This is a genomic window from Paenibacillus sp. LS1 (assembly GCF_026013365.1).
Classification (GTDB): Bacteria; Bacillota; Bacilli; order Paenibacillales; family Paenibacillaceae; genus Paenibacillus.
Genome location: NZ_JAPDOE010000019.1, coordinates 19,333 through 31,699 on the forward strand (window position 1 = coordinate 19,333; position 12,367 = coordinate 31,699).

General features: G+C 50.8%; 9 protein-coding genes and 1 riboswitch. Of the genes, 8 read left to right on the forward strand and 1 reads right to left on the reverse strand.

The genetic code is table 11. From position 1 onward, the window contains the following. The first annotated feature begins 159 nt into the window (after window positions 1-159). The 7 genes from OM416_RS31995 to OM416_RS30145 all read left to right on the forward strand — a co-directional run bounded on the left by OM416_RS31995 (window position 160) and on the right by OM416_RS30145 (window position 9,520). Window positions 160-222, forward strand: a complete 63-nt coding sequence (locus OM416_RS31995) for a potassium-transporting ATPase subunit F (protein WP_353884092.1) — start codon at window positions 160-162, stop codon at window positions 220-222. A gap of 59 nt (window positions 223-281) precedes the next feature. Continuing rightward, window positions 282-1,961 carry a potassium-transporting ATPase subunit KdpA gene (gene kdpA, locus OM416_RS30120; protein WP_413775847.1) on the forward strand — a complete coding sequence of 560 codons (1,680 nt, stop codon included), beginning with the start codon at window positions 282-284 and terminating at the stop codon, window positions 1,959-1,961. A gap of 208 nt (window positions 1,962-2,169) precedes the next feature. Next, complete coding sequence (kdpB, locus tag OM416_RS30125; protein WP_264935648.1) at window positions 2,170-4,170, forward strand: potassium-transporting ATPase subunit KdpB; 2,001 nt, start codon at window positions 2,170-2,172, stop codon at window positions 4,168-4,170. A gap of 61 nt (window positions 4,171-4,231) precedes the next feature. Continuing rightward, window positions 4,232-4,792 carry a potassium-transporting ATPase subunit KdpC gene (gene kdpC / locus OM416_RS30130; RefSeq protein ID WP_264935618.1) on the forward strand — a complete coding sequence of 187 codons (561 nt, stop codon included), beginning with the start codon at window positions 4,232-4,234 and terminating at the stop codon, window positions 4,790-4,792. Window positions 4,793-4,878: 86 nt separating this feature from the next. Next, window positions 4,879-7,218, forward strand: a complete 2,340-nt coding sequence (locus OM416_RS30135) for a histidine kinase (protein ID WP_264935619.1) — start codon at window positions 4,879-4,881, stop codon at window positions 7,216-7,218. Then, the gene (locus OM416_RS30140; RefSeq protein WP_264935620.1) at window positions 7,219-8,817 is read left to right on the forward strand and encodes an ATP-binding protein; all 1,599 of its coding nucleotides are present in this window, start codon (window positions 7,219-7,221) and stop codon (window positions 8,815-8,817) included. Window position 8,818: 1 nt separating this feature from the next. Next, window positions 8,819-9,520 (forward strand): response regulator, encoded by a 702-nt coding sequence (locus OM416_RS30145; RefSeq protein WP_264935621.1) that lies wholly within the window; start codon window positions 8,819-8,821, stop codon window positions 9,518-9,520. A gap of 119 nt (window positions 9,521-9,639) precedes the next feature. Here OM416_RS30145 and OM416_RS30150 read toward each other — a convergent pair whose 3' ends face one another. Then, entirely contained in the window at window positions 9,640-10,941 is a 1,302-nt protein-coding gene (locus OM416_RS30150) for an alpha-glucosidase/alpha-galactosidase (RefSeq protein ID WP_264935622.1), read from the reverse strand. Window positions 10,942-11,145: 204 nt separating this feature from the next. Between OM416_RS30150 and OM416_RS30155 the strand changes: the two genes are divergently transcribed. Beyond that, window positions 11,146-11,973, forward strand: a complete 828-nt coding sequence (locus OM416_RS30155; protein WP_264935623.1) for an AraC family transcriptional regulator — start codon at window positions 11,146-11,148, stop codon at window positions 11,971-11,973. Between the two features lie 77 nt (window positions 11,974-12,050). Then, a riboswitch (cobalamin riboswitch) is annotated at window positions 12,051-12,245 on the forward strand. Window positions 12,246-12,367: the final 122 nt, after the last annotated feature.

The following is a 12,367-nucleotide window of genomic DNA, read 5'->3' on the forward strand; positions in this document are numbered from 1 at the left end:
GGTGCAGAGAACGGTAGAGAGAGGGAGGAAGGGCGCATGGTGAATGATGCCACGATGATTGGATTGGTTGTGCTGCTGTTTGCGGTGTTTTGGGGATTCGTGAAATTCTGCGAGAAGGCTTGAGGCTAGAAAGGGGGAAGCCAGATGATCGTCATCGGCATGATTGTGCTCGCACTGGTGATTTATCTCGGTTATGTGTTGGTGAAGCCGGAGAAATTCTGATGCTGACGATGTGCGTAATGCGGGAACAAGGGAACGTCGACTAGGGAGGAAATGCGGATATGGGTATCGGTGTAGTGCAAGTAGCGGTGACGCTACTGATCATCCTGCTGCTGGTGAAGCCGGTGGGAAAATATGTAGTGAATGTGTTCGATGGACAGCGAACGGGGCTGGATCGGATTTTTGGCGGACCGGAGCGACTGCTCTATCGAGTGATGGGCGTACGCGAGAATGAGTCCATGGGGTGGAAAAAGTACCTCACGGCGGTTCTCCTCTCGAACTTTGTAATGTTGGTATTGATGTTTCTGGTGCTGCGACTGCAAAAATATTTACCGCTCAATCCAGATGGGATCGGCAATATGCCAGCGGCGCAGGCATTTAATACGGCCGTATCGTTCATGACCAACACGAACTGGCAGTCGTATACGGGCGAGAACGCCCTGTCGTACCTGTCACAGATGTTGGCAGTGACGTTTCCGATGTTTACGTCGGCAGCGACGGGATTTGCAGTGGCTATTGCATTCATTCGCGGACTGGTAGGCCGCCGGGATGAACTGGGGAACTTTTACGTCGACCTTGTACGGTCGATTACACGTATTTTTTTACCGCTGAGTTTCATTGTGGCCCTGTTCCTCGTGTTCCAGGGTGTGCCTCAGACACTCGCGGGAGCGGTGAACGCTACCACGCTGGAAGGCGCGCAGCAGACCATTACACGTGGGCTGGTCGCCTCATTGGAGTCGATCAAACATATTGGCACCAACGGCGGTGGCTGGTTTGGAACCAATGCTGCACATCCATTCGAGAATCCGACGGCCCTGAGCAATCTGGTGCATATCGTCTGCATGATGCTGCTGCCAACGGCACTGGTATACGCCTTCGGCCTGATGGTCAATAACCGGAAGCAGGGTTGGGCATTGTTCGCGGCGATGAGTTTTCTTTTCCTTGTGATGTTGACCACCGTATTTGTCTCCGAATATCGCGGTGTACCTGCGCTGGATGCAGTGGGTCTTCAGGGGAATATGGAGGGGAAAGAGGTCAGGTTCGGCATACCGGAATCGGCTTTATTTACAGCGGTCACGACGGCGGCTACAACAGGTTCGGTCAACAATATGCATGAGTCGCTCACTCCACTTGGAGGCATGGTATCACTGGCTCAGATGATGCTTAATAACGTGTTTGGTGGCAAAGGGGTAGGACTGATCAACGGACTGTTGTATGTGATTCTGGCTGTGTTTATCTGTGGATTGATGGTGGGACGCACACCTGAGTTTCTGGGCAAAAAAATCGAGGGCAAAGAAGTGAAGCTCGCATCCATCGCCTTGCTCATTCATCCTTTGATTATTCTGGCGCCAACGGCACTCGCGCTTATGCGGCCCGAAGCCATTGCGTCCATCTCAAACGGGAGCATGCATGGCTTGACCGAGGTTCTCTATGCTTTTGCCTCGGGTGCAGCCAATAATGGATCGGCCTTTGCCGGACTGAATGCCAATACAGACTTTTATAACATCGCGATTGGTATCGTTATGCTGCTGGGAAGGTACGTTTCGATGATCGCCATGCTGGCTATTGCGGGTTCACTTGCTACGAAACGGGTTGTGCCAGTAACTACAGGTACGCTACGTACACACACACCTCTGTTTGCTGGCATTCTGGTCATGATGATCGTTGTTGTCGGCGCACTCACATTCTTCCCTTCACTTGCTCTTGGACCGATTGCAGAGCATCTGGCAATGATTCAATGATGGTTATGACAAGGAAACCACAGATGGATCAGCACAAGGACGTAACGTATGGAGGTGGCAGTGCACGATGAATGCAGTCGAACGAAAGAAGGAGCAGACGATGCAACAGATGGATACAGAAATGTTCAAAAATAAGGCCAACGAGCCGGATAACAACCGCGGTAATATTCAACGTGATCCCGGATCAAAACGGTCGTTAAGCAAGGATATGATAGTTCAGGCTTCAATCGATGCGTTCAAAAAGTTAAATCCGGTGATCATGATCAAAAATCCGGTCATGTTTATTGTCGAGATTGGTACATTCATTACGCTCTTATTGAGCATCAATCCAGATCTCTTCACCGCATCCGAGGCTGGGCGCGGGTACAACATTGCCGTGTTTTTCATTCTGTTGTTCACGCTGCTGTTCGCTAACTTCGCGGAGGCACTTGCAGAAGGTAGAGGCAAGGCGCAGGCGGATACGTTACGCAAGACGAAGTCGGACACGATGGCCAATCTGGTACAAAAGGATGGGACAATCCGGCAAGTGTCTTCGACCCAGTTGAAAAAAGGCGATATGGTCCGTGTGGAAGTCGGTGAACTGATCCCGACGGACGGTGAGATTATGGAAGGCCTGGCCTCCATTGATGAATCGGCTATTACAGGAGAATCCGCCCCGGTCATCAAGGAAGCAGGAGGTGATTTCTCCTCGGTTACCGGAGGTACACGCGTCGTGTCCGATTACATCGTCATGCGTGTTCAGACCGATCCGGGTGAGTCATTCCTTGACCGGATGATCTCTCTGGTTGAGGGTGCACAGCGCCAGAAAACACCTAATGAAATCGCGCTGACCACCCTGCTCGCCGTATTAACCCTGATCTTCTTAATCGTCATTCTGACGATGGTTCCGATGGCAAATTACCTGGGTATTCGACTGGATCTGGCCACCCTAATCGCACTGCTCGTCTGCCTGATCCCAACCACCATTGGTGGATTGCTATCCGCCATTGGTATTGCCGGAATGGACCGTGTTACGCAGTTCAATGTGCTCGCCATGTCGGGTAAAGCGGTGGAAGCGGCAGGGGATATCGATACGTTGATATTGGACAAAACGGGAACGATCACATACGGAAACCGCATGGCATCTGAGTTCATTCCCGTTCAGGGCATTACTTCGTCAGAGATGACGCAAGCTGCTTTACAGGCTTCTGTGCGAGATGAGACCCCAGAAGGGCGTTCTGTTGTGGAATTGGCAGGCAAACAAGGCCAGAGTTGGTCTGAGACGGAGTATGCAAATGCGGAAAATGTGGAGTTCACGGCAGAGACCCGGATGTCCGGTCTCAATCTGATCAGCGGAATGAAGATCCGCAAAGGTGCGGTGGATGCGATCAAAAGATATATTGCTTCTGAAGGAGGACGTATACCGGGAGATTTGGATGAGATTGCAAATCGTATTGCGAAGGCCGGAGGTACACCGCTTGCTGTGGCCATCGATGAGCGAATCTACGGTGTGATCTATCTGAAAGACACTGTGAAGCCGGGGCTGAAAGAGAAGTTCGCTGAGATGCGCGCCATGGGCATCAAGACCATTATGTGTACAGGCGACAATCCGCTGACCGCAGCAACCATAGCGCTGGAAGCGGGTGTGGATGATTTTATTGCCGAAGCGAAGCCCGAGGACAAGATTGCGGCGATCAAAAAAGAGCAGCAGGAGGGCAAGCTCGTCGCCATGACGGGCGACGGTACCAACGATGCTCCTGCTTTGGCGCAGGCCGATGTGGGCCTGGCGATGAATTCGGGCACCATGGCGGCCAAGGAAGCGGCCAACATGATTGACTTGGACTCTGACCCGACCAAGCTATTGTCGGTAGTCTCCATTGGCAAGCAGCTGCTGATTACACGCGGCGCACTTACAACCTTTTCGATATCCAATGATATCGCGAAATATTTTGCCATCATTCCAGCCATGTTCATTCTCGCCATGCCGCAGCTTCAGGCGCTTAATGTTATGAATCTGGCTTCACCGCAGTCTGCGATTCTGTCGGCACTTATCTTCAACGCCATTATCATTCCACTACTCATTCCCATCGCGATGAAAGGGGTCAAGTACCGGGCGATGTCAGCTGAACGGCTGCTTGGTCGCAATGTGTTCATCTATGGCGTAGGTGGTGTGATTGTACCTTTCATCGGCATTAAGCTGATTGACATGGTACTGTCGGGGATTGTTTAACGAGATAACAACGCTTATCAAAATTAATCTTTTATCCTAATGAATTCAGGAAGTGATCTGTATGAACATGTTCTTGCCCGCTGTACGGCTATCCGTTGTGCTTATGTTGATATGCGGCTTAATCTACCCGCTTGTAACAACTGGTGCAGCCCAACTTCTCTTTCCTGCGGAGGCGAACGGTAGTCTGATTACGCAAGATGAGAAAATCATCGGCTCGTCCCTGCTGGCGCAGGATTTCCAATCGCCGGGGCTGTTCCAGCCCCGGGCTTCAAATGCCGGTTATGACCCAACGGCTTCAGCCGGTTCGAATCGCGCCGTAGCTTCGGAGGAATATATCGGCGAGATGAAGGAAAAGATGGCTCAGCTCCAGCAGGAAAATCCGGGATTGAAGCAGATCCCTGCTGATCTCGTGACGGGTTCAGGCTCTGGACTTGATCCGGATCTCTCTCCCGAAGCCGCTGAGGCACAGATCCCACGCATTAGCAAAGCTACGGGGCTTAGTAAACAGCAGCTTGTGCAACTTGTAAATGAGCATACGGAAGGTCGTCAGATGGGTATATTCGGGGAACCGCGTGTGAATGTAACGGCTCTGAATCTGGCGCTGACAGCAGAAATGAACTAACGAACATATTAGCCTGCTCACGATATATCGGGAGGGGCTTTCTCCATTTTTATCTTCACATTAACAAGAAAGGGGGAGAGGGACGGATGGAAGACAGCTTCAAGCGCAAATCACCAGAAGAGATGCTGAAGATGATTACGAAGCTGCAGCAGGGTACGCTCAAAATCTACATCGGCCCAGTCAGCGGATCGGGCAAAACGTATCACATGTTACGAGAAGGGAATACGTTGCGCGAGCAGGGCATTGATGTTGTCATCTGCGCGGTCTCCACAATGCGCAGACCGGAAACGGTGGAACAGCTTGGCGCACTCGAACGGATTCCAAGCATTCACTGGTTACGCGAGATTGATGATGTAGAGATGAAGGATCTGAACTTGGATGCACTACTGGCGCGTAATCCGGAGGTTGTGCTGGTGGATGGTTTGGCACACCGCAACAGAGAAGACGCTCGGTATGCTACCCGGCTGGAGGACATTCAGTTTTTGCTCCGAAACAACATCAGTGTCATGACGACGGTGAATGTGTATGAGCTGGAAGGGTATACCGAGCTGGCACGAAAACTTACGGGTATCGCAGCAGAACATACGGTACCTGCGGATACACTGGAACTTGCGGATGAAGTCAAGCTGATTGACGTCACGCCGGAAACCATACTGAGTCGTCTGGCAGAAGGTCATCTGAAGGGGCATGAGGGAGAAGCTGTATTTCGTCAAGGCAATCTGGGTATTCTGCGCGAACTGGCCCTGAGGTTGGTTGCAGAAGGGGTGAATGAATCCCTGCGTGAGCATCGGGAGGAGATGGGAATTACCGTCACAACAGGCATCATGGAACGGATTCTGGTGTCCACGCAATATCATTGGAACGGCTCGATCTATATCAGGCGTGGACAACAGATTGCCAAACGGTTGAATGGTGATCTGTGCGCCGTGGTTTTTCGGAATATGAAGCAGCCATTAACCAAGGAGGCAGCCGTATTTCGGCGCAATATGATCAAGCTGGTAGAGAAGTTTGACGGCCATATGGAGGAGCTATCTATATTACACCGTCGCAACATTCCATCTACGCTGGCGCGTTACGCCATGGAGCACCAGATTACCCGGATTGTGATGGGGCACTCCCGGCGCACGCGCTGGCAGGAACTTTGGCAGGGTTCCGTTGTGAACTCGCTGCTACGCAGATTACGTGGTGTCGACCTGTTTCTGGTTGCTGATCGAGCGGCTCGGGAGGGTGAACGTGTGGTTCCGGCTAAGGTTAACGATGTAGAGTCGCTGACATACCGCAGACTAAGCGAACAGGAAATGAAGGAACAGATTGGTCAGATTCAGCGTGGCACATTCAAAATATATATCGGAGCCGCACCCGGTGTAGGCAAAACCTACATGATGCTGCGGGAAGGCAATGATTTGCTCCGTAAGGGCATCGATGTGCAGATCGGCTTGCTGGAGACCCATGGGCGGGCGGAAACCGTGGAGCAGATGGGTCACCTATCTGTGATCCCTCGTGTGCAGCGAGTGTATCAGGGGGCTCGGCTGGAAGAGATGGACACGGAGGGCATTCTGCGTCTTTGTCCGGAAGTGGTGCTTGTGGATGAACTGGCGCATACGAATGTACCTGGAAGTGTCCGGCAAAAGCGTTATGAAGATGTCCTGCTCCTGCTGAATGCAGGCATCTCGGTGATTACCACAATGAATGTACAGCATCTCGAAAGTCTGAATGATGCCGTTGAACATATTACCGGAGTTCGTGTCCGCGAGACTGTACCCGATCGGATCATTCAGATGGCGGATGAGGTGCAGTTGATTGATGTGGCCCCTCAGGCCTTGCGGCAGCGCATGAGGGAGGGTAAAATCTATGCAACTGCCAAGGTCGAGCAAGCCCTTGCGAATTTCTTCAAAATCGGCAATCTGATTGCCTTGCGTGAACTTGCTCTGCGTGAGCTGGCGGACGATGTCGATGAACGGCTTGAAGCACAGCAGGCCAAAATTGCACTTCGGGGACCTTGGCGCAGACAGGAAGCGGTCTTTGTATGTGTAAGCAGTGATCGTCATGCCGAGCGGCTGATCCGGCGTGGATTCCGTATGGCTTATCGTCTAAAAGCCATCTGGCATGTACACCATATCCACATCGGTGAGTCCATGAGTGACGAAGTGAAGTGCCATCTGGAAGCCTTGGAACAGCTGACGATTCGGCTTGGCGGTCAATTTCACATCCACCACAGTCCAAAGCTGCGGGATGTACCTGGGATATTGGCAAGAAAAGCATCGGAGGCGCGAGCAACCCAGCTGGTGGTCGGGCAGGCAAGACGGGTGTGGTGGCTGAATGGTTACCGCGGCTCGGGCTCAGTGGTCAACCGACTTGTACGATTGTCGCGGCATCTGGATGTATTGATCGTTGCAGATTATGATTATGAACTGAGCGGGATGTGAATGATTTTGTCTGAACGAATAAAAAAAGAAACGCGGGCATCCCATGGGAAACGGGTTCCGGCATATGTATGGGTGACCCTTGGGGTGACGCTATTAACCTTGCTGCTTCATGCCATCGGCATAAGTGGTGATCTGGTTAATGTAGCGCTTATATATCTGTTTCCCGTACTGATGAGTGCTGTGTATTGGGGAATGGGGCCAGCTGTATATGCCGCTAGTTTTAGCGTCATTATGTTTGACTTCTTTTTTGTACCGCCATATTTGAGCTTTACGGTTGAGGACTTGAGATATCTCATCTCCTTTGTCGTGTATCTTGCGGTGGCAATACTGACAGCAAGTCTTGCAGGTCGGTTGCGACAACAACTGGAGATGGTAAAAGCACGCGAGGCTACGACTAACTCCCTGTACGCATTGAGTCGTCAGATGACAGCCATTACGGATCTGAATACGTTGCTGGTTAACATTGCAACCCAAGTATCGCTTACCCTGGGTAAGCCGGCGGCTGTGTATCTTCCGGATGGACAGGGGGACCTGCTGGTTACAAGCTCTTCCGCATCCGCATTAGAAGGGGAAAAGGATGGCTGGGGAGATGGAAAGTCGGAGATTGCCATTGCCAAATGGGTGTATCATCACGGACAGATCGCCGGTAAGGGATCATCGACTTTGCGGGAATCTCCCGGACTTTACGTGCCGTTACGCACAGAGGAGCAGATTCATGGCGTGCTCGCCGTGAGCATGGACGCTGGCGAGGTTCATGAGCAGCAAGAACAGCTTCGTTTACTGGAAGCATGCGGAGGTCTCGCCGCAGGTGCCATTGCCCGAGTGAAGCTGGCGGAAGAGGCCCGTTTGGCGCAGATCACTGCTGAATCAGAGCGTATACGTACCGCACTGTTGGACTCTGTCTCTCATGAGTTGCGTACACCCCTAACTGCCATCATCGGCTCGGCTACAGGATTGTTGGAGAATGATACGCTTTTTACATCCAAGGATCGGAGAGAATTAACTGGCAACATTCGGGATGGAGCCTTGCGCATGAATCGTCTCGTCACGAATCTGCTGGGTATGGTTCGGCTGGAGAGCGGCATGTTGCAATTGAATCGGAAATGGTGTGACGTGGGGGACATGATCAGCGTTGTACTGACACAGGTTCGGGAATTCAGTCCGTATCGCCACATTCAAGTTGAACTGCCTGATGAACCGGCGTTCATTTACGGAGATGAAGTATTGCTGGAGCAGGTGCTGGTCAACATCGTCAGTAACGCCATCAAATATTCGCCTGAAGAGAGCCAGATTGTTATCACTGTGACGAGTGATAAGAGTCCAAGTCAATTGACGATCGTGGTAGCTGATCAAGGCATCGGTATACCGGAAGTGGAAAGAACACGTATATTCGATAAGTTCTATCGCTCGGAGTCCACTCAGCATGTTACAGGAACGGGGCTTGGTCTGGCGATCTGCAAAGGCATTGTGGAGGTCCACGGAGGTACCATTGTGGCAGAGCCGAATCCGGGCGGGGGAACGAGAATGCGCATAAATATCCCCATGGAGGCTCACGGACCGCGTTTTCCCTATTCAGAACAAGGAGAGGTTGAAGAATAACATGAATGCACCACTAGGGGCTCGCATATTGGTGATCGATGATGAGCCGCAAATTCGCAAATTGCTCAAGGTCACCCTACAGGCGCACCAATTCGAACTCCACGAGTGTGGGGATGGCGAAGAGGGCGTCATTCAGGCCAGTATTGTACATCCGGATCTGATCATCCTTGATCTTGGTTTGCCGGGCATGTCTGGCATGGAAGTACTTCGCCGGATTCGCGAATGGTCACAAGTACCGATTATCGTGCTGACAGCGAAGGATCAGGAGGGAGACAAAATTGCCGCGCTGGATGGTGGTGCAGATGATTATGTGACCAAACCATTCGGAATGGGTGAGTTGGTCGCACGTATTCGGGTGGCGCTGCGTCATGTAGCCAAAACGACGGATGAGCCGATACTGCGCTTCGGATCACTGACGGTTGATCTGGCCCAAAGGCAAGTGGAACTGGAGGGTACTTTGGTCAAATTAACCCCAACGGAATATGAGATGCTGAAGGTGCTTGCCTCGAATGCGGGGAAGATCATCACCCAGCGTCAGCTTTTGCAGCAAGTATGGGGAGGGCATCATCATGAGTCTGACAGCCATTACCTTCGGGTATATGTGGGGCATCTGCGCAAGAAATTAAATGAAGATCCGACAAATCCTCGATATATTCAGACGGAGCCTGGCATTGGTTATCGCTTCTTGCTTTCTGCCGAATAAGGTTCAAGGGAGCGGGGCGTTTCTTATCAAATGAATGCGATGCACGCTTTAGTGGGTGAGCGCTACGGAACGAACAAAACACCGTCCCCTTTAGCAGAAAAGGAAACGGTGCTTTTGTATTATGACGTGTATTTTGGCAACCAGTCGCCGTGAGCTTCAATCAACTCATCACACATCGCTACGATATCATCGATAGACAGCTCCGCAGCTGTGTGTGGATCAAGCATGGCGGCATGATAGATATGTTCTTTTTTGCCAGTGATTGCTGCTTCAATCGTCAGCAGTTGCGTGTTGATGTTTGTCCGGTTCAATGCCGCGAGTTGTGGAGGCAGATCCCCAATATACGTAGGGCTGATCCCTGATCCATCCACCAGACAAGGTACCTCGACACATGCCTCGCGCGGCAGGTTCGTAATCAGTCCGTTGTTCATGACGTTACCGCCAATTTTGTAAGGTTGGTTCGTCTCCATAGCCTCCATAATATGCGACGCGTATTCCCGGCTACGGGTATGTTCAATATTTTCGCTGGCAAACAGCCTGGTACGCATCTCTTTCCAGCCTTCAATCTGGTTCACACACCGGCGTGGATACTCATCCAGTGGAATGTTGAAGCGTTCGATTAGCTCCGGGTAATTACGTTTGATGAAATAAGGGTGGTACTCGGCATTGTGCTCGGAGGATTCCGTTACATAATAGCCAAAACGCTGCATCAGCTCAAAACGAACCATGTCGTCATGCTGTTCCTTCTGTTTTTCTTTCGCCAAACGTTTAATCTCGGGGTACAGATCCTGCCCGTCTTTTGTAACTTCGAGCAGCCACGCCATGTGGTTGATACCTGCAATTTTGGCTACGACGCCTGTCTGATCGATCCCCAGTGCATCGAACATATGCGGCACACATACCTGCACACTATGACACAATCCTACGGTTTTGATCCCACCATGAACGTTCATGACGTTGGTAAGTACAGCCATCGGGTTGGTATAGTTCAGGAACCAGGCATCCGGACATACTTCTTGCATATCCCGGGCGAAATCCAACATGACTGGAATCGTCCGCAGATTACGGAAAATTCCACCGATGCCGAGTGTATCTGCAATCGTTTGACGTAGTCCGTATTTTTTCGGAATCTCGAAGTCCGTAATGGTACATGGATCATATCCACCGACCTGAATGGCGTTGATGACATATTTGGCTCCACGCAGCGCTTCTTTGCGATCATGATATACGTTAATGACACAACGACTTCCAATCGAACGGGCCAGACTGGTCAGCAATCGCTCGGAGTCGCTCAAACGTTCAGCATCGATATCAAACAATGCCAGCTCAAAATCCTGCAGTGCTTCAGTCATCATGACATCACCCAATACATTTTTAACAAAGACGGTGCTTCCTGCACCGAGAAACGTAATTTTGTTCATCTTAAGTTCAGCCTCCCTGAAAAATGTTGTACCCCAACTATAGGCCGATCCGGCTTATATAACTATGGCTCAACCCCTCTCAAACATGGCATAATCCCATTTTTGTTTCCGTTTTCAACTAATATTTATCTACTTTAGCTGTTATAATTTAATTAGGTATATAGATGGTGATCCGCAAAAGGAAGTAAGGAGGGAGGGCATAGCGTGAGTCCAATTGAGATGAATGTGGTTCCCACGGGCTGGACACAGATGGAGCTAGTTTTGTTGTTTTTTGGGTGGGAGGCATGTGATCCTGCACATTATTGGGGACCGGGTGTACGTGATTCCTATGTTGTGCACTACATCCATGAAGGACGGGGCACCGTGTACATGGGGGATCGGGAGTACAAGCTGAATCGGGGACAGGGCTTTGTGATTCTTCCAGATACACTTATTCATTATGAGGCAGATCCGCAGGAGCCCTGGACGTATTCGTGGTTTGGATTCAAGGGCGTACAAGCCAAAGCATTCATGCAACGTGCCCAGTTAAGTCCAGAGCGACCAGTGTATGATGCCCATGATACGAATACGATGGAACACTTGTATACGGAGATGGTTCAGGCTTCTACACGTCCGGGAGGTGATGTGATGAACCAGAGTCTCTTGTACCGCTTGATGGCAGAATTAATCTCCTCTTCTCCTGTGGAGGAGGAAATAGGACAGCTCCTTTCGAGCAAAGAGACGTACATCCGACAGGCAGTTCAGTTTATGGAGAACAGGTACAGCCAGCGAACCTCCATTCTGGATATTGCACAAGCTGTGGGGCTGGATCGCACGTATCTATCGGGTTTGTTTAAGGAGCGCTATGGCATGTCGCTACAGTCCTTTTTCCTGGAGTACCGCATGAATCGAGCTGCTGAACTTCTACAGAATCCAGGGCTGTCGGTCAGTGAAGTGGCACATTCAGTTGGCTATACGGACCCATTATTGTTTTCGAAGATGTTTAAGCGAGTGACCGGTGTATCTCCAAAGGGTTCGAGAAATCGAGATTAGCCGCATCTAGTGTTTCAAATTTAAAAGAAAAGTTTTGATCATTAATCGTTGTCCCGCTATACTGATACAGAAGTGTAATTGAATATGTGGAACTTGGTGCTTTGCCCGTCAGGGTGGAAGCTTAATAGGGAAGTCCGGTGTGATACCGGCGCGGTCCCGCCACTGTAACAGAGGAGTCAGGTAGCGATAAATCCACTGGTTTAAGCCGGGAAGGAGCTGCAAGTGACGATGATTCTGGAGCCAGGAGACCTGCCAGGTTTAACAAACACAGTAGTACCCTACGGGAGATAGGAAGGTGTTTAGAGAGCATGATTTTTTCTGAAAATCTGTTTATTTAAGGCGTCCTCATCCAGTAACACGGAGAGGGACGCTTTTTTTGATATGTAGGAGAACA

Bases quoted from the DNA above. Each gene is read 5' to 3' on its own strand.
- kdpA (WP_413775847.1), top strand. From the start codon at position 282: ATGGGTATCGGTGTAGTGCAAGTAGCGGTGACGCTACTGATCATCCTG.
- kdpB (WP_264935648.1), top strand. From the start codon at position 2,170: ATGATAGTTCAGGCTTCAATCGATGCGTTCAAAAAGTTAAATCCGGTG.
- kdpC (WP_264935618.1), top strand. From the start codon at position 4,232: ATGAACATGTTCTTGCCCGCTGTACGGCTATCCGTTGTGCTTATGTTG.
- OM416_RS30135 (WP_264935619.1), top strand. From the start codon at position 4,879: ATGGAAGACAGCTTCAAGCGCAAATCACCAGAAGAGATGCTGAAGATG.
- OM416_RS30140 (WP_264935620.1), top strand. From the start codon at position 7,219: ATGATTTTGTCTGAACGAATAAAAAAAGAAACGCGGGCATCCCATGGG.
- OM416_RS30145 (WP_264935621.1), top strand. From the start codon at position 8,819: ATGAATGCACCACTAGGGGCTCGCATATTGGTGATCGATGATGAGCCG.
- OM416_RS30150 (WP_264935622.1), bottom strand. From the start codon at position 10,941: ATGAACAAAATTACGTTTCTCGGTGCAGGAAGCACCGTCTTTGTTAAA.